16 protein-coding genes are annotated in these 18786 nt (G+C 40.8%); 4 read left to right on the forward strand and 12 right to left on the reverse strand.

All coding sequences use genetic code 11. The annotated features are described in order from the left end of the window. Nucleotides 1–49: 49 nt before the first annotated feature. The gene (locus HUS61_RS13790; protein WP_175082745.1) at nt 50–901 is read left to right on the forward strand and encodes a universal stress protein; all 852 of its coding nucleotides are present in this window, start codon (nt 50–52) and stop codon (nt 899–901) included. Nucleotides 902–1005: 104 nt separating this feature from the next. Further along, nucleotides 1006–3138: a TonB-dependent receptor gene (locus tag HUS61_RS13795; RefSeq protein WP_175082746.1), complete on the forward strand. Its 2133-nt coding sequence runs from the start codon at nt 1006–1008 to the stop codon at nt 3136–3138. Nucleotides 3139–3392: 254 nt separating this feature from the next. Here HUS61_RS13795 and HUS61_RS13800 read toward each other — a convergent pair whose 3' ends face one another. The 4 genes from HUS61_RS13800 to HUS61_RS13815 all read right to left on the reverse strand — a co-directional run bounded on the left by HUS61_RS13800 (nt 3393) and on the right by HUS61_RS13815 (nt 8244). After that, nucleotides 3393–4250 carry a GyrI-like domain-containing protein gene (locus tag HUS61_RS13800; protein ID WP_175082747.1) on the reverse strand — a complete coding sequence of 286 codons (858 nt, stop codon included), beginning with the start codon at nt 4248–4250 and terminating at the stop codon, nt 3393–3395. Nucleotides 4251–4335: 85 nt separating this feature from the next. Beyond that, complete coding sequence (locus tag HUS61_RS13805; protein WP_175082748.1) at nt 4336–7203, reverse strand: prolyl oligopeptidase family serine peptidase; 2868 nt, start codon at nt 7201–7203, stop codon at nt 4336–4338. Then, nucleotides 7203–7754, reverse strand: a complete 552-nt coding sequence (locus HUS61_RS13810; protein WP_130166958.1) for a hypothetical protein — start codon at nt 7752–7754, stop codon at nt 7203–7205. Before HUS61_RS13810 ends, HUS61_RS13805 begins: the two co-directional genes overlap by 1 nt. Nucleotides 7755–8097: 343 nt before the next feature. After that, nucleotides 8098–8244, reverse strand: a complete 147-nt coding sequence (locus tag HUS61_RS13815; RefSeq protein ID WP_082389188.1) for a DUF2986 domain-containing protein — start codon at nt 8242–8244, stop codon at nt 8098–8100. A gap of 156 nt (nt 8245–8400) precedes the next feature. Between HUS61_RS13815 and HUS61_RS13820 the strand changes: the two genes are divergently transcribed. Then, on the forward strand, nt 8401–9891 hold the full coding sequence (locus HUS61_RS13820) for a dipeptidase (RefSeq protein WP_175082749.1): 1491 nt from the start codon (nt 8401–8403) through the stop codon (nt 9889–9891). 65 nt (nt 9892–9956) lie between these two features. Here the strand turns inward: HUS61_RS13820 and HUS61_RS13825 are convergent, their stop codons facing one another. From HUS61_RS13825 to HUS61_RS13845, 5 genes are all read right to left on the reverse strand, one after another. Further along, the gene (locus HUS61_RS13825; protein ID WP_175082750.1) at nt 9957–10748 is read right to left on the reverse strand and encodes a putative porin; all 792 of its coding nucleotides are present in this window, start codon (nt 10746–10748) and stop codon (nt 9957–9959) included. A gap of 126 nt (nt 10749–10874) precedes the next feature. Continuing rightward, nucleotides 10875–11303 carry an OsmC family protein gene (locus HUS61_RS13830; protein WP_175082751.1) on the reverse strand — a complete coding sequence of 143 codons (429 nt, stop codon included), beginning with the start codon at nt 11301–11303 and terminating at the stop codon, nt 10875–10877. Nucleotides 11304–11392: 89 nt separating this feature from the next. Further along, entirely contained in the window at nt 11393–11545 is a 153-nt protein-coding gene (locus HUS61_RS13835; RefSeq protein ID WP_082401584.1) for a DUF2256 domain-containing protein, read from the reverse strand. Then, on the reverse strand, nt 11535–13031 hold the full coding sequence (locus tag HUS61_RS13840) for a cryptochrome/deoxyribodipyrimidine photo-lyase family protein (RefSeq protein WP_175082752.1): 1497 nt from the start codon (nt 13029–13031) through the stop codon (nt 11535–11537). The genes HUS61_RS13835 and HUS61_RS13840 overlap by 11 nt, the downstream gene beginning before the upstream one ends. Nucleotides 13032–13312: 281 nt before the next feature. Beyond that, nucleotides 13313–13912: an FMN-dependent NADH-azoreductase gene (locus HUS61_RS13845; RefSeq protein ID WP_175082753.1), complete on the reverse strand. Its 600-nt coding sequence runs from the start codon at nt 13910–13912 to the stop codon at nt 13313–13315. Between the two features lie 185 nt (nt 13913–14097). On the opposite strand from HUS61_RS13845, the gene HUS61_RS13850 reads away from it, so the two are divergent. Beyond that, nucleotides 14098–16020, forward strand: a complete 1923-nt coding sequence (locus HUS61_RS13850; RefSeq protein ID WP_175082754.1) for a S9 family peptidase — start codon at nt 14098–14100, stop codon at nt 16018–16020. A gap of 60 nt (nt 16021–16080) precedes the next feature. Here the strand turns inward: HUS61_RS13850 and HUS61_RS13855 are convergent, their stop codons facing one another. The 3 genes from HUS61_RS13855 to yghU are packed head-to-tail and all read right to left on the reverse strand — an operon-like array spanning nt 16081 to nt 18699. Beyond that, entirely contained in the window at nt 16081–16467 is a 387-nt protein-coding gene (locus HUS61_RS13855) for a hypothetical protein (RefSeq protein WP_054561969.1), read from the reverse strand. 58 nt (nt 16468–16525) lie between these two features. Next, entirely contained in the window at nt 16526–17851 is a 1326-nt protein-coding gene (locus tag HUS61_RS13860) for an MFS transporter (RefSeq protein WP_258536008.1), read from the reverse strand. Nucleotides 17852–17859: 8 nt separating this feature from the next. After that, on the reverse strand, nt 17860–18699 hold the full coding sequence (gene yghU, locus HUS61_RS13865; protein WP_055021453.1) for a glutathione-dependent disulfide-bond oxidoreductase: 840 nt from the start codon (nt 18697–18699) through the stop codon (nt 17860–17862). Nucleotides 18700–18786: the final 87 nt, after the last annotated feature.

Raw genomic sequence — 18786 nt, forward strand, 5'->3', positions numbered from 1 at the left:
AAAAAGCCAACTATACTTGGTGAATTAAATTGGTTTGAAGGAGAGTGTAATGAAAAAGATATTTGCTTGTATCGACGGTTCATGCATGACCGATGCGGTGACAGAAGCGGCTATTTGGATTTCTAAGCGCTCCAGCCATCCAATTAATTTTCTGCATGCATTAGAGCCACCTTTGCCACAGGGCAGTGATGATTTAACCGCAATTATTGGTTTAGGTTCGCAAACCTCATTGTTAGAGCAATTGGCAAAACTTGAACAAGAGCGCAACAAAGTAGCGTCGCAGCATGGTCAATTATTGCTAGATGAAGCAATGAAAAAAGCCGAGCATGCAGGCCTAAGCGAGATTGAGCAACAGCAGCTTTCAATGAGTCTTGTTGATGCCTTACTTGAACATGAAGACAATGCCCGTGTGATGATTATTGGCCGCTCTGGTAAAGGCCATTACGATGATTTTAAAGTACTGGGCTCACATATTGAAACGCTGATCCGTCAGGTGCATACCCCGGTTGCTATTGTGCCGCCGCAATTTCATGAGCCCACAAACTTTATGCTGGCTTATGATGGCAGCGAAAGTACCGACAAAGCGATTACACAAATTATCAAGGGCGGGATTTTATCCGGCTTAGATTGCCACTTGGTGATGGTTGATAAACAAGACGGTCACTGCCAAGACAAACTCGATACTGCCTCAGCAAGGTTGGCTGAAAACGGCTTTAATGTGAGAGCGCGCATGCTCGATGGCGATGTTTACCAAGCGCTGTGGCGATATAAAAGTGACCACGCCGTTGACTTAATGGTGATGGGCGCATTTGGTCACTCTAAATGGCGACAATTCTTTTTAGGCAGCACGACCTTAAAAATGCTTGAAGATAGCCGTATTCCTTTAGTGGTGTTGCGCTAAGTTATTTACCTGTGACAGGGTGCGACAATATGTCACGTGTTCAGACTAATTAATGAGTTTTATAATCAGCGTCATTAATAATTTGCTTTGATTTTAAAAGAGTTATGAACACGCAATCTTCTCGCCCTGGTTTTTTATTTTCTAAAATTGCTGCAGCACTTAGCTGTTTATTAAGTATTTCGGCCTTTGCTGATGATTCTATTGAAGTGATAGAAGTACAAGGTCATGCCCAAAATAACCATCAATTAGTTGGCTCTGCAGACGCGTTACTGAAAGATTTAGGTGTTGATTTTTCAGCGGCCGGAGGGGTGTCTAACTTGCCGGTGATGAACGGCATGATGGGCGATAGAGTTAAAGTTTTAGTTGATGGTGCTGATGTTACAGCAGCGTGTGCTAACCAAATGAATCCGCCACTCTCATATGTGTCGGCAAACCAAATTGCCTCTTACAGTGTCGTTGCTGGTGTATCACCGGTAAGCAGTGGCGGTGATAATATTGCCGGCGTTATTAGGGTAAATACGATTGCCCCTGAATTTAGTGATTCAGACTCAGTGAACTGGCACGCAGGCTATGTGACAGCAGCATACAAAAGCGTTAACGACAGCCAAGCATACGCGCTAGGTGCTAGCCTTGCGAGCAAACAGTTTAGCTTGTCTTACCAAGGCAGCTTTGAAGATGCGAACAGCTATGATGATGGGCATGGTGAGCGTGTACTTGATACCTTATATCGAGTGCAAAATCATGCGTTAACGGGCGCTGTTCGTGGTGAGAAACAACAACTTGTAGTTAAACTGACGCATCAAAAAATTCCTTACCAAGGCTTTCCTAATCAATACATGGATATGACCGATAACACCAGCTATGGTTTTGTGGCTCAGTATCAACGTGAGCTTGAAAATGGTGATTTGCAGGTGCAAGTGAATGCGCATGATGTAAAACACGAAATGGGTTTTTTCAGTAATGAGAAAACCGGCATGATGCCAATGAATACCGATGCACAAGATTACAGTTACCAAGTTCATTGGCGCACTGACTTATCAAAACAGTCATCATTAATGCTAGGGCAAGAATATTACGGTTATCGAATTGATGATTGGTGGCCGGCGGTTGCAGGGTCAATGATGATGGGCCCAAATGAATACGTAAACATTAACGATGGCAAACGTGACCGCCTTGCGGCATTTGCTGAGTACCAAAACCAAGTAAACCAAGCATGGTGGGTGTCGGCAGGTGTTCGAGTTGAGCAAGTCACCACAGATGCTGGCGAAGTGCAGGCTTATAACGAAGGTGGCATGAGCGGCATGGCTAATATGGGCTCAATGATGGATATGTCAAAAACCGACGCCCAAGCTGCGATGGAATTTAACCAATTAGACCGTAAACGTGACGACACTTTAGTTGATATCAGCTTGCTTGCTCGCTATCAATTATCGAATAACGATGAGCTGCAATTTGGTTTAGCTCGTAAAAACCGCGCACCTAATTTATATGAGCGTTACAGCTGGGGTGTAGGTACGATGGCAACCACCATGATTGGTTGGTTTGGCGATGGTAATGGTTACATTGGTAACCCAGATTTAGAAGCCGAAACAGCTCACACATTGAGCTCTAGCTACACCAAATTAGCCAAAGACGACAGCTGGCAAGTAACGGCAAATGTTTGGTACACGCAAGTAAATGATTATATTGATGCTGAAGTGACTAAGAGCTTTAATCGCACTGACATGGCGCATACCAAGCGTAATATTCTTACCTTTACGAATTTAGATGCCACTCTTTACGGTGCAAAACTGGCAGGCTTAATTGAACTTTACAACACAAAGCAAGCAGGAAAGTGGCAATTAAAAGGCTCACTAACCAGTACTCATGGCGAACGTGATGATAGCAATGAAGACTTATATCAAATTATGCCACTGCACACTGAGCTGAGCCTAGAGCACGAATACAAAGGCTGGCAAAACGCACTGAGCTGGCAATGGGTTGATAGTAAAACCCATGTTGATGAGCGCCGTTTAGAAAACCAAACCGACAGTTATCAGCTATTGGCTATATCAAGTCAGAAAACGTGGCAAAATTTAACCTTTAAGTTAGCAATTACCAACTTACTTGATGAATATTACCAACAGCCACTTGGCGGAGTAAGCATTGCTAATTATAAGCAAGATATGAGTAATGGCTTTGAACAACTTGCAGGGCAAGGCCGCTCGTATAATGCCAGTGTGAGTTATAGGTTTTAGAGAAGGGAGTTAGCGAGTTGCTAGAGTAAAGTTAGCAAGCTGCTAGGGGAAAGAGAGCTCTCAGCTATCAGCCGTCAGCTTTCAGATCATAAAACCAGAGTTTCTAGTTACGAGAGTAAAGTTAGCAAGTCAGGTCACGTGCTTGATACAAATGTGAAATAAGCTGTTGTAGGCGTGAAATTTATTTCGCGCGTTATCTTTTTATATTGCGCGATGTAAAATCGCGCCTACAATCTTTGCCTCGAAACTCGCAATCATTTTATCGGCAAATATATATCCGTTTGCAGATCACATTCATCAACTTCATGGATGAGGTTGAGATAATGAAAGAAGCAAGGGAAGTCTCGGACTTCTTCGCCGCTTTGCACCAGCCATTCACGGTATAAGTAGTAAACTGTTTCGCTAATGGTGTCATGAGAGCCATTATGACGAACAACGGCGCAGCGTCCTGCTGGAATTTCACCATTTCGCACACCTTGCGGGTTTTCAGTAATCGGTGAGGTGATACTGCCTGCAAAGTCAAAACGAAATGCATGGTCTTCAGTGGTGGCCGGATCGCTATACGGGATCCCATATGTGTTACTGGTTTTAACAGGTGAGAAGCCTGATTCTTTGCGCCACTCAATAAATTGTGCAGCGGTATTCATCAGGGTATTAGCAGCGCCTTGGTGGGTTAGTAAAGCCACCGGCTGTGCTTTAAAATCAACAATGTTTACATTCATAGGGCAAACCTTTTTGTCAGGTAATGAAAATTCAAACTGTGAGTGCCAATTAGGCCAGTTTGGTTTGCTTCTGAATTCGCTTGGCGACTGCGTAAAGGTGCGCTTAAAAGCACGGCTAAATGCTTCTGGGCTATCAAATTGTGCTTCTAATGCAACATCAATAATTTTAAGTTGATGTTCAAATGCAAGTCGAAATGAGGCACGCTTTAAGCGCGCAAGCTGCGCATATTTGGTAACGCTTAGGCCAACTCCAGCGACAAATAAACGATGAAAATGATACTTCGAACAACATGCCACCTCACTGAGTGTCTCCAGTGATAAAGGCTCATCAAGATGCTGGCTAATGTAGTCACAGACTAACTCAATGCGTTGTTGTTGCTTCGTTTTCATGGTTACTCGTCAATGCTTTTCAGAAGTGGGGCCAGTTTGCCATGGCCCCTAAGTCGTTACCTGATTGAAATTGCGCATTTTGAGTTTAGTTGATAGCCGTCACTTTAAAGGTGTTTTGATAGAGCAACTGTTGGTTTGCGCCCATCACATCTAGTGTCCACGTACCTGGCGTCGATGTTTCATCTAAAGTGCGGTAGGTAAACCATTCATCAAGAGGGCTGCCCCATAAAGTTTGGTAATAAACATTTTCATTTTCTTCAGGAGAGCTTGGTTTGAAGTGCCATTTGGTAAATATAACCAAGCGATCCTTACGATTATCAATACCCTCGCGGTTCATTGAAAACTCGATTCCAAAGCGCTGTTTTTCGTTCAGTGTATATGAAAATTCCGTATCATCATTGAGTTGCTCGACACTAGAACGGCCATTAAATTTTTCAGATAAAACTAGTTTAAATAATCCAGCCCGTTCTAACTCTAAAATCGCATTTGGATAATCAAGCCCATATAGTTTTTTAATTACTTTTTGAAGCCTTTCTCGCTCTTGAGTCGAGTATTGACCTTCCAGCATTAGCAGGGCTATTTGCTCTCTAACTTCTCCGTTTGAGTTATTGCCAACTTTTTCAGCATACTCTTCTATTAAGCTTAAACACTTTTCTGTATTTCTAAATTTAATATCAGCAATGCAATTGACTACTGCTAAGTTAAATGTGTTTTTAGCAGTTTGCTCTTTATCATAAAGTTCTTGAGAGTACTTTTGAGCTTTTTTGAAGTCAGGCTCCACAAGTAAACTGTAGGAATAGATAAAACTTAGTCTTTCTTTTGCATTCTCATAGCCTAATTCCGCCGAGCGGCTGTAATACTCAATAGCTTTTTTAATATCAATAGGCCTATTATCGCCACGATGATAATAACTACCGACATTAAACATGGCTCGATCATGATCTAAGTTGGCAGCTAATTGGTAGTAGTCAAAGCTTTCTTTTGTACGATCAGTTTCTATTGTTTTACTGTCAAATGTATCTGCTAACAATATGGCATCACGTTGAACTGCTTTCTTTTCTGATTCAGTATAATTAGTTAATGTACTGTTTAGGTTAAGTTTTCTTTCAAGAAAGTCGTTAGCTAAAGCTGCTTCTACTTGATCGTAATACCAAATCTGATGACCATGCCCAGAGCGTTCGAAAAACGCTTTTTCAACATCATGACCTAAACGCTTTAAAACATAGTAAAAGCGATTACTTTGCTCAAAGCCCGATATTTCATCTTGTTTGCCAGCAATAAGAAGAACAGGGGCTTTTAAAGATGTAGCCTGATAGACGGGGGAAATATCTTTTAAATCTTGGTTATATTCACCAACAGTACGCTCAATAAGCTCTTGATAATCTTTAGTTAAAGCGATATTACTTGCGTTATAAAGTAGAGGTAAGTCATAAATACCAAAACTTGCAATCACGCATTCATAAATATCAGGGTGTTTAATTGCCAGCATCACCGCAGAATAACCACCATAGCTTGCGCCAATAGAGCAGGTATGTTTAAAGCTATATTGTGAACGAATATGTGCCACTGCGGCAGAAATGTCTTGTTCGATAAGGTTACCAAATTGACCAACACCGCTTTCTAAAAACTCTTTACCAAACCCTGCTGAGCCTCTGAAATTAACACGTAAGATAGAAAAACCACGGGAAGCAAGATATTGCACCTCAGGGCTAAATTCATCACTTTCACGAATACCAATCGGGCCACCATGTGGCATCACTAATAATACCTGCTTATCGTTGTTAATAGGTTTGGTTAAGTAACCTTCAAGGTTAGTTCCATCGTAGGCTTTAAAGTTAAAAAACGTTGTTTTAGCGTACTTAACGTCTTCATTTTTATCGGTAGAGAATAATAATTCAATGTGGTTAGCTTCGGCGTTATATAAGAAGTATTTACCAGGAATCGTTGAGGAATGGTTGTAAAGAATATGGTTTTTTCCATCTAATGAGCTATTTACCCAGAAGAATTGCTCATCCCCTAATGCTTCAGCAACTTTGCTATGCAACTGTTTATACGTATCCACAAAATAGTCAGTCGTATATTTACCATGCTTGATATACGAGGCGGCGATAAGTTTGCCATTATCATCAAGTTCTGCCGACTGAATGTCATATTTGGGGTGCTGATAGAGTGTGTCGGTGATTTCTTGTGTGTTGATATTAAAAAGGCTCACCTGACTCTTATCGGTATTTTTGTTGGTAATGACGGCAAGGTGATCTTGGTCAGTAAATCCAATTGGTAAAAACTGATAATCTGCGTCTGTGAGTGTAAAAAGTGGTATCCACTTATCACTCCCGATAACCTTGTAGAAAAACTGTAAGCTTTTTTCATCAATATCAAATTTAACAGTAAATAATTGCTGTTTATGCTCATCAAAAAAATAGCTGCTAGCACCTTTTAAGCCCTTCTCAATGGGGGAGAAGGAGCTTATGTTATCTTTATACAAGATAGTGAGCGGAACCTTATAAAGATGCGTATTCTTTTTACCTGGTTTGGCGAATAAAATGTGTTCAGCATCGTTTAATAACCTATCAACTATGTATCCCTTGGTTGTTACTTTATGCTGTTCGAACTTTGGCTTTTCTTCACCTTCTGTGACATTAATTACTGCGTTATAGTCTGAGTCATACTTGCTATTTACACGAACGAAAATATTGTCGTTACTCAGCCATTCATAATTATAAAAATTATCTTTTTCATTGAGTTTAACTGCATAGTACATTTTCATCGTTTTCATATCGATGATGTTGAGGGTTTTGGTTTTGTCTTCTTGCGCTTCTAAAAAGCTGATCCAACGGCCACTGGGAGAGACCATAACTTGGCTTTGATCGGGTGAATACATTAAATCTTCACTCGATAATATTTCAGCATGCAAGGGAAAGATAAAAAATAATAAGATAAGTAGCTTTTTCATTATTTTGCTTCCTGCTGCGAAAATGTTTGTTCCAAATAATCAAAGAATGAGTCTTCGCCGGGGCCGCCATAATTTAGCGAGCGACCAGACAAAATCGTTGGGAAGTTTTGTTCCATGTATTGCAGTGCTTCAGAGCTTCTGTTTTCTAAAACAATGTGAGAGCGGGTATACCAAAAACCTATCGTGGAAATATCTAAATGACCTACATAGTTGATTTTTTTAGCAGAAAGAGTGAATTGCCAACTTTCTTCATCGTTATCAAATTCAAGATAGGAATATCGATTTAAGTTTAAGCGTGTGATGGTGTAATCACCCAGTGGTAGATTCGCTAAAATATAATTGCTACCACTTCGAATATCCTTAGCCGTAAGAACAAGCGACTTTGGTCCATCAATATAAATGGCTTTTAAACTGCGGTTAGTTTCAATGCCAATCAGTAGGTAGCCTTCATCGGCTTTAGATAGTGTGTCTCGGTCTTCTTTTATGTTTGTAACTTTAGATGAGCATGCACTTAATAAAAGCGCACAGCTAAGCAGCAATAAACGTCTCATTCCCTTGTATCTTATTGTTGTTATTTTATTAATTTTAAAATACTTAAAAATCGGAACTATGTGAAGCACAATTTGTGAATGAGTGTGAAAAGAGTTGAGTTGCTAGGCGTGAAATTTATTTCTCGCGAGGGTGTTTGTTTTGTGGTGGCGTTTGAGACGCGCCAAGCAAGCGTGACGCCTACGGTGTAGGAGGCGCTTTAACGCCGAACAGCTTTATTTTATTCACGGCTAAAGCCGCTCCCACGTTTTTTGATGTAGGCGTGAAATTTATTTCGCGCGTTATCTTTTTATGTTGCGCGATATAAAATCGCGCCTACAACCTTACCGCTGACCGCTAGGTATTTTAATTTTCCTGCTCAGCTTCTTGTTGTGCTAATTTTTCGCGTTCTGCCTTTGAGATGTAGGCCGGTTTATTGCTTTTATGCAATTTTGCATTGGCGCGCTTATCTTTTTGCTTAAGTTTAGTGAAGATCTTTTTTCTGCGGTTCATGAGTCTAACAAACGAATTAATAGGGTGAGTGGCTATTGTACCTTGTTGGTATTTTTAAGCGATCTATTTTGCTTGAATTAGAGATGTTATGTCGGCGTTATAAGCGTTACAATCAAGGCGACTTTCTAAAAACCTTCTTAAACTCTGGAGCTTATCTTGAAACATTCATTACTTGCTGCATTTTTATTAAGTGCTTTCTCTAGTCAGGCTGCTGTGTCTGAGCAAAGTGAAAAGCTGGCTAACTACGCGGTAGAGCAATATCAACAAGCGCAAATTCATACCTTAGAGAATTTAGTTTCGTATCCAACGGTAAATAAAGAAGGTCTAGCGACTCCTGATAACCCAGATTTCATTGGCTTTAAGTCGTTCTTAAAAATGAAAGCGGCGCAGTTTGGTTTTGATTATCAAGATTTAGGCTACACAGTGTTAATTGGCATGGGTAACCAAGCTGACAAAGTAACCATAGTAACCCATGGTGATGTGCAACCTGCTGATGCCAGTAAATGGCAGCAAAGTCCATTTGAAATGGATAAAACCTCTGAGCCAGGTAAGCTAATTGCACGTGGTACAGAAGATGATAAAGGCGCAATTGCGACTGCACTGCATGCAATGAAGGCGATTAAAGACAACGGTATTACATTAAATAACCGTATTGAATTAATGGTTTACCTTGCAGAAGAGTCTGACTGGGCACCACTCGAAGAGTTCATGAAAACCTATCAGCAACCTAAATATGCTATCACTATTGATGCTTCATACCCTGTGGTTGTTGCAGAAAAAGGCTGGAGCTTAATTGCGCCGACTTTCTCTGCGACCTCTGCACAAACAGGCTTATATGTAAGTGACTTAAAAGGCGGCGCCTTTGTTAGCCAAATCCCTGAAGATGCCAGCGTGTTAGTGCATAACGCTGATGCGGCGACAGTGGCTAAATTACACGACAATGTTGCTCAGCTTAAAAACGTCAAAGTGGCGATGACAGAGCAAGACAATGGCTTGTTAGTCCAAGTGAAGGGGATTTCAGCGCATTCATCTGAGCCAGAAGCGGGTGAAAATGCCATTGCGCACCTTGCAGAAATCTTCAAAGGTATTGATCTTGAGAACAATAGCGATGGCCAAGCAATTGAGTTTATCAATCAGCTAATTGGTCTTGATTTATACGGCGCGCAATTCGGTGAAATTGGTTACAAGCATGACTTTATGGGCCCGATGACTGTATCGCCAACCTTATTAAGCCGTGACGGTAACGACATTAAATTGTCGATTAATATGCGTCGTCCGGTAGGTAAACAAGAAGCGGTGCTTAAGCAGCAAATTAATGAAGCGCTTAGCGCTTGGCAAACCACTAATAATGTCACCTTAAAAGACACTAAAGTGGTAATTGGTACGCCAATGCTGTTAGATGGTGCGCCTCATGCAGAAGCATTACTCGATATCTTTAAGCACTTTACCGGCGATAAAGACGCGGGCTTTGTGTCAATTGGTGGTGGCACAAATGCTAAGTTATTTGATAATGCAGTGTCATTCGGTCCATCAATGCCAGGTAAAAAGTACACAGGCCACTCAGAGCATGAGTTTATTACTGAAGAGCAGTTAGCACTGAACTTAAAAATGTACACGGCAATGATGATGAAGCTAGGTAATATGTAATTCTATAAACTGAAAACGCCGCTTTATAGCGGCGTTTTTGTTTAAAACTGGTGACTCATTCCTATTTAGAATTGGGCAACAAACTTAAGGTTATAAAGTTCAGCAGAGCCGCTTTCAGTGTAATTCGCGGTTAAATAATAGCGATCGTTAATAAAGTACTTACCTTGTAAAACGATTTCAGAATCATCCAACCCTGCACCTATGGCATAGTGATCGCCGAAGTAATAGCTGATCATGGCACTGCTTGCTGATTCATAAAGGCTGTCTTGGTGGCCAACATCGACGGTAATGTAATGGCTGCCGCTTAAATGATTAAAGTATCTGGCAGAGACATTCCAAACGTCGAGTTCATCATCTGTTTCTGCGCTAAAACCAAGGTAATCCTTATCGTTGATTTGGAGGTTATACTGCGCTTTCAAGCGGAAATAATCATCACCATATTCACGCACATCCCTATTTACAGAGACTTTTAAGGCATCGGCAAATAAGTAGCCTATTCCTAAGGTATAGTGATCAGTATCATCAACATCGTAAATTTCACCTGTAACAAACCAGTTTTTATAATACCCTTCACCAAACATGCCAAGATAATCAGTGTAATCGCTATTAAAGTAATTCAATCGAATGTTGGAATCTGTATCTAGGTAGCCATAATCATCAAGTACCCCAGAGCTTTGCTGCTCCTCAAAGTAGTAATGGCTCACTAATTGGTAAGCATTAAAACTATATCTGTGATTCTCTATGTGCGTATAGTCGATACTATTGAACCATTGTTTACTCACCTGTTGTTCTGTTGCGATAGAGCAGTTTGAATAAGCAAGTGTTGCCAGAGCAATAGGGGCTAGTTGTTTAAACATACATATCCTTGTTGTATTTGGTTTTGTTTCATAAAGATAATACAACAAGCAGCTACTTACATTGTAATAAAGTGTTGTGGGTCTGTTAGTTTGTGAAAAGGCCAAGCAGTGCTTGGCCTACAGAGATTAATTAAGTGTTGTGGTGAGTGATATTTCGGTATTCATCAGTTTAGAAATAGGGCAGCCTTGCTTAGTTTGCTCACAAAGTTGCTCAAATTTTTCGCTCGAAATTTCTTTTATCTTTGCACTAACATCAAGTGCAATGAGGCTCACTTCGAAGCCGTCATCAACCTCATCAAGGCTCACTGTTGCTTTGGTCGTTATGTCGTCAGCGACAAAGCCTGCTTCAGTTAGTGCAAGCGATAGCGCCATGCTAAAACAGCTACTGTGTGCCGCTGCAACAAGTTCTTCAGGGTTAGTACCTGGCTTATCTTCAAAGCGAGTGTTAAAGCCAAATGGCTGTTTCTCAAGCGCGCCACTTTGACTAGAAATATAGCCTTTGCCAGATTTAATATCACCAGACCAACTCGTATGTGCAGATTTTTTAATCGTCATCGTCATCTCCTTTGTAAATTTTTTCGACAACCGTGAAAGGCTTTCAGGGTTTTGTGCCGAAAACTGTAAGTTAACGATATAAGTGCAACTTAAACGCCAATATTTCTTTTGGCTTCACGCTTGCAACGTTCTGAGCAGTATTTAACATGCTCCCAGTCACGTTGCCATTTTTTACGCCACATAAATGGCCTGTCGCAAACGGGGCAGGTTTTGCTGGGTAAATTAAGCTTTTTATGAGCCATGTCGTTGTCTTTTAAGGCTTATCACATGCTTATTCAGTACGGCTTTTGTGCCACGCTTTACATCATCACGTTCTCGAAATGACCATAATCGCTCACGTGCTTGTTTGGCTGCATGTTCAATATCTACCATAGGCTCAGGGTAGTCTTCGCCGAGTTTAAAGTTATTAAATAAGGCCTCCATTGGCGGCTGTTGCCATGGCTGGTGGAGATCTTCTATGGGTAAATTTTTAAGCTCAGGGCACCATGTTTTAATAAATATGCCCTCTGGGTCTTTATCTTCAGATTGCTTTATTGGGTTATACAAACGAATCGTGTTGGTTCCTGTGACAGATGCTTGCATTTGGATTTGTGGGTAGTGAATACCAGGCTCAAAATCTAAAAAATAACGCGATAAAATAAAGCTGACTGATTGCCAATGAATGTTCATATGATGAGTCATAAAGCTGACTAACATAGCGCGCATTCGAAAATTAATGTAACCCGTTGCTGCTAGGCAGCGCATGCACGCATCAATAATGGGAATACCTGTTTGACCTTGCTCAAAGCGCTTTAAGTGCTCAGCAACATGTTCATCATCGCGATAAGGGTAGTGCTTGTAGCCCGCATTTTGCGGTGCAAACTCCATGCTGCATTGAGTTTCGAATTTTTGCATAAAATGGCAATGCCAGTGAAGCCTTGACTCGAAAGCATATAATGAGCGACGCCAGCTTAAAGGCTGCTTTGCTAAATAGTATTTTAGAGTTTGATAAACTTGTCTGAGACTCAGGTTGCCAAAGGCTAAGTAAGGCGAAAGCCTAGAGCATGAATCTCTACTTTTTGATGGGCTTGAAATGCCACTTTGGTAGTTCATTGCTCGTTCTTCTACAAAGCTCTGTAGGCAAGCTCTGGCTGCATGAGGGCCACCATATTGAAACTGCGGGTCGTGCTTTAGAAAATCATCAATACAGGTCGCTGCTTGGTAATTATTAGGCAGAACTGCATTAAATGCTTGCCAATTTGGCGTTACAAGACGTTGGTTCATCACACCATGCCAATGTGTTTGCCAATCAAACTGTTTAGGTCGCGCTCGTTTTACACCTCCAAGTGGCGTTTCGTGCCATGGAATTACTTTGCTGTTTAGCCAGCGTTTGACCTGTTTATCTCGCTCAAAGCTATTGTAAAGACCTATTTCTTCATGACTATAAACCCCTGCAATATCAAAATCTTCACTAAGGGTTTCTAACAAGGTAATCATTTCTTGATTATAAATGGCGATTTCAGCGTTATATTTTTCGAGCTGTTGGTTGATATCTTTAAGTGACTGAGCAACAAAACGCCAGTGCCTAAAGCTGTAATGGGGGTCTTCGAGTAATAGGGGCTCAAAGTTGTAAATAAGTAAGCAAGGCAGCTCTGATGCAATTGCACTGGCAAGTGGCTGATGATCAGATAGTCTTAGGTCACGTTTAAACCAAACAAGATTTACTTTTTGTTTTTTTGAGCCTGCCATAAACGTGGAGTTGAAAATTGCTTTGGTGGTTATACGTAGCAAGTCACAACTTAGATTAATTACTAAAGCAATCCACAAAGTTTCCACATTTGTAGCATATTGCCCACACACTTTTGGATGGTATTCATATCAACTGGGAGAAGAAGATAAAGAAGCGATTCTAGCCTCTGTGCAAGAAAAGTTTGGTTTATCTGAAGGTGATTCGCTGTTATCGGTCACAGCGTAAATCACAAAGCGGTCATGATGACCGCTTTTTTATATCTAGCTTTATTAATCACACATTAAAGTGACGCGGCGAAAGCCTTTATTTCGTTTTGTGCTGCTTCTAAGCTTTGCTCTGCACCAGGCATTGCAAGGCCTTCAGCGTAAATAAAGTTAACATCAGTCATACCCACAAAACCAAGTACATCTTTTAAGTATTTAGTTTGTGTATCCATGTCGGTGCCTTGATATACACCACCACGCGCAGCAAGTACCACTACTTTTTTGTCTTTAATTAAACCTACAGCGCCTTGCTCTGTGTATTTAAATGTAATACCAGCACGAGCAATACGATCAATCCAAGCTTTGAATGTTGATGGAATACCAAAGTTATACATTGGCATACCAATAACAATCAGTTCGTTATCGTTAAGTTCAGCAATTAAATCGTCAGAAATTGCAGCAAGTAGCTTTTGCTCATCGCTACGTTCGTTTGCATCAGTCATCCAAGCAGCCATTTCTGTCTGCGTTAAGTGAGCAATCGCATTGTCGCTTAAATCGCGAGTTGTTACTGAAATTTGTTGGTTGTTAGCAAGCTGCTCAACAAATAGTTGGCTAAGCTTGGTTGAATTACCTTGTTCACCATTTAAAGATGAATTTAACACAAGTACTTTTTTCATCATGTCACCTAAGAAAACTGAAGTTGTGCAGCTATTATAATTAGCAAAAATTAAATTAATAATGCTATTAATCGAGCGTTACGTTCGTTTTAAACGAATGGAAGAGGTGTCTAATTTTTTGAATTAGTCTTCTTTTAATTTAATGTTATTATTGCCGCGACAATAAAAAAGAAATGGACTTTATTATGAAGTACTTACTGCTTACTCTTTTTGCAGTGCTGAGCTTAATGCCTCGTGCTGCTGAAAACACACAACTCCCTGTAGAATCATTCGCCTCTTTACGCGCTTTTAGCCAAGTAAAATTTTCGCCAAATGGTAAAAATTTATCGTTTATTCGAAATGTAAATGGTGAGCTGGTTTTAATGGTTTATAACCGTAAAACTAAAGAAGCTGATTCTATTATTCGTTCAGATAATCACACTATTTTCTTCGATTGGTATGAATGGGCAAATGATGAGGTACTACTTTTAGGTGCCCGCTATATTCAACGCCAATTTGGTGGCCCTAAATATACCTCTACCCGTTTATATGCATATAAAATTGGTGGTGATGGCAAGGCGAAACTGGCTATAAAGCCTAACTTTAATCGTGATGAACGCCAACCGCAATTTGGTGATCAGGTCATCAGCTTTTTACCCGATAAAAAAGATAAAATTTTAGTTCAAGGTGATTTTGATGTTGCCAATGCCCCTGGCGTGTATGAACTTGATTTAAGTACACTTCGTAAGAAAAAAATTCAGCGCTCACGTAGTAAAGTGATTGATTGGACAGCAGACCGCCAAGGTAATGTGCGTATTGCCCTAAAAATGGATGAAGACGAATTTGAATATATTCTTTATGACGAAGATCGAGATAACCGTAAAACGTTATTCAAATATAAAGCATTTAGCCCTGATGTAGTGACTGTTTTGGGCTTCGATAAAGACCCTAATATTCTTTACTTCAAAGCTCTTAAAGATGGCTATGATGCGCTTTATAAAATGGACCTAACGACCATGAAAAAAGAGTTAGTGTTCAGCGATGATAACTATGACTTCGACGGTCATATATTCTATTCATCTCTTACAGGTGAAGTAGCAGGGTTTACGCACTCTCAATTAGATGAGGGGATCCGTTACTGGGATGAAGATTTAAACAACCTTTATAATGGCTTACGCGCTGTATTGCCGGCAGATAAGTTTGATATTGATATTATTGATACCAGTAAAGAACAGCGTCAATATGTGGTTTACGTTTCAGGTGAGCAAATCCCTGGTACCTATATGTTGGGTGACCGGGATTCTAACGAATTAACTGCATTTGCCTCGGCATTTCCAGATGTTGATGAAACTGTTTACAGCGGTAAAAAGAAAATTAGTTATAAAGCTCGTGATGGCTTAACTATTGAAGGGTATTTAACTTTACCTGTGGGCTACAAAGAAGGGGATAAATTACCAACTATTGTGTTCCCTCATGGCGGGCCAATGGCTCGTGATTACGCTGGTTTTGACTATTGGACTGCGTTACTTGCTTATAATGGTTATGCAGTACTGCAACCAAACTTCCGTGGTTCAAGTGGCTATGGCCATGAATTTGAGATGGCTGCAGTTCAAGGTTTTGGTAAAGAAATGCAAGATGACTTGCAAGATGCGGCGAATTGGCTTGTTGAAGAAGGTATCGCTAATGGAGATAAAATTTGTATTGGCGGGGCAAGTTATGGTGGTTATGCTGCATTAATGGCGGTGGTTAAACACCCAGAAACATTCAAATGTGCAGCAAGCTTTGCTGGCGTTACTGATCTTGAGCGTATTGTTAGTAAAGCGCGTTATTTCACTAATAAAGAAATTGTGCGTAAGCAATTTGGAACTGATGGCGATAAACTAGAAAAAGCGTCGCCTGTTAATTTTGCAAAGCAAATTAATCGTCCGGTGCTATTGGTTCATGGCTCTGATGATAATGTAGTGCCTGTTTATCATAGTCGTGAAATGGATGATGAACTTAAAGACGAAGGCAAAGATGTTACTTACATTGAGCTCGAAGATGGCGACCATTACTTATCGCACCAGCCGTATAGAATTAAAACGTTGAAAGCGTTTTTAGAGTTCTTCGATAAGAACTTAAAAAACTAGAATTAGCAAAGAAAAAGGCGACTTAGGTCGCCTTTTTGAATACCTGATTCTGAGTCAATTTTATTTATAAGCTAATTCAGCATCAATATTGCGCATTAAGTTGGTAACCCAATTGATATATTGGCGGTGGATTTTTTTGCCATTGTAATCAAGGTTTATCGAATCTTTGTAATCAATAGAATATTCTTGCTCGTTAAACGTAATATCAACGCGTAATTGGTGTTTACGAATATCAAGTTTACCTAAGATTTGACCTTCGGCATTTGAACGACACGTCCAGCCTAGTTTCATACATGCTTTTAAAATATTGGTTTTGATACTTTCAAGGTCATGTTGGCCAGACGCCATTTGCGGTACAGGGTTTGCGTCAAAGTTACGAATAGGCACACTGGTGCTACAAGCAGAAAGTGTAAGTAGCGTAAGAAGTGCAAGAGCTGCCTTTTTCATAGTAAGTCCTTTTTGGAAATAAAATCAGCGCGATTATGCGCTTTTTTTACTGCAGGGTCTAGGCATCGGGTAAAAACCACGCACTAATTGCACCAAGTAAGCCTAAGATACTGTAGAAAAAAATTAACTCAGCAGTCGTTAAGTAGGTATTTAGTAAGCCGACGCTACCTAGCAGTAATAATATAACTCCGATCACCGTATTACTAACAGAGACATAGTCAGTGCGCTTGTTTCCTTCAGCCATATCAACAAGGTAGGTTTTACGACCAAGGCGAACCCCTTGATGAGCTACGGTGAGTAAAAAATAACAGAGCGGTAATAGCCAAAACTCATTGAGCGTTTGTGGGCTCAGATAAGCAACTAAATAAACGGCGAAACCGTTGAGGGTGACGAGCATTGCAGCAAACACTAATACCTTGCGGCTCGATAAGTCACTTAGTCGACCCCAGATAGGCGCAGAGACTAAGCTGGCAAGCCCCGAAAGCGCCATAAATGTAGCAAGCAGAGAAAAGTCGAAAGCCTGTTCACTGGCAAGAACGATATAAAACGGGGCGCTCAAAGCAGAACATAGCAACAACGCACGAGTGATAATAAAGTGAGCAAATTGCTTATCTTGGTAAAGCAGTTTTAATTTTGACAAAGCATGCAAAAAGCCGTTTTCAGCGCCCTCGGTTGCGCCCTTGTATTCTTGAATGCGGCTATAACTGAGCGCTGCAAACAGCCACATTAAAGCAGCCAGCATTAAAGCAACATACACCCCATTTTCATAGCCAAGGCTTTGTAGATACCATAAACCAAGACCAAAGGTGAGCGTTGCAAATCCGGCAAAACTCGCAGCAAGACCGCTAATGCTGCCTCGTTGTTTTTTAGGTATGACCTTGCCTAATACATCTTTTGCAGCAATGGAATTAAAGCCACGAGCAAGGCTAAAGATAATCAAAATAGCGATGATAGCAAACCCTGCCGTTGCACCTTGGAGTGTTAAAGCACAAATAAGCATGCCAACAATACACAATGCTTGCACTATGGCACCAATCACCCAAACCCACTTTCTGACAGGCAGCCTACGAATAGCACTGGCGATGGCCAGTTGTGGCAACATTGAGCCTGACTCACGAATAGGCACAAGCCAAGCAATAAAACTACTTGGTACATTAATGCTCTGTAAAAGCCACGGTAGGGTCACTTTAGGGTTTAACAGGGCATCTGCAAACTTACTAAATAGTTGGCTTACTAATAAGGTAAGAAAATTGCCGGGCACTACTTTACAAGCGGCTTCATCAATTGCTTTGCAGGCACGGGCATCCTCGGTGTTACTGAGGCGTTGGTAGATATCTTCTTTACTGAGCTTTTGCATACTTTTTATTTTTATGAAAAAGGGCATTTAAGCCCTTAAAAATCTTCCTTAGAGTGGCGCTCTGCTAACTGCTCAGCTTCATCACCCCATGTTTTATTTACTCTGCGACCTCGTTTTACAGCAGGGCGGCGCTCAATTTGTTTTGCCCAGCGCATCACATGACTATATGACTCAACATCTAAAAACTCTGCCGCATCATATAAATTGCCAAGTACCAAGCTGCCATACCAAGGCCAAATAGCGATATCGGCAATTGAATATTCGCTACCAGCCATGTAGTCATGGTCGCTTAAATGGCGGTTTAATACGTCTAACTGGCGTTTTACTTCCATGGTGAAGCGATCAATTGGGTACTGCATCTTGAAAGGGGCATAACTATAAAAATGACCGAAGCCTCCACCTAAGTATGGGGCAGAGCCCATTTGCCAAAATAGCCAATTTCGACATTCTGTTTTACTGGCGTGATCGCTTGGGATCAGCGCATCAAACTTTTCTGCCAGGTATTGTAAAATTGCACCTGACTCAAACACGCGAGTAACGGGCGTTGTACTGTGATCCATTAAGGCTGGGATTTTTGAATTAGGGTTAACACTGACAAACCCTGAAGAGAACTGGTCACCATCGCCAATTTTAATTAAAAATGCATCGTAGTCGGCTTCATCAATACCAAGCTCTAATAGCTCTTCGAGCATGATAGTGACTTTTTGGCCGTTTGGTGTCGCAAGCGAGTAGAGTTGAAGATCGTGTTTACCAACGGGCAAGTCTTGCTCGTGGGTTGCACCTGAGACCGGACGATTAGTCTTCGCCCATTCACCACCGTTTTCTGCATCCCATTGCCACACTTTAGGTGGCGTATAACTGTCGGTATTACTCATTGAAACTCCTAAATTGTGCTTTAATGAATGTCATTACGAGATTACCATCCTAGTTGATCAGATAGAGCAAGGGAAGTACAGTTATTA

This window comes from Pseudoalteromonas sp. 0802 (assembly GCF_013350085.1).
Taxonomy (GTDB): Bacteria; Pseudomonadota; Gammaproteobacteria; order Enterobacterales; family Alteromonadaceae; genus Pseudoalteromonas.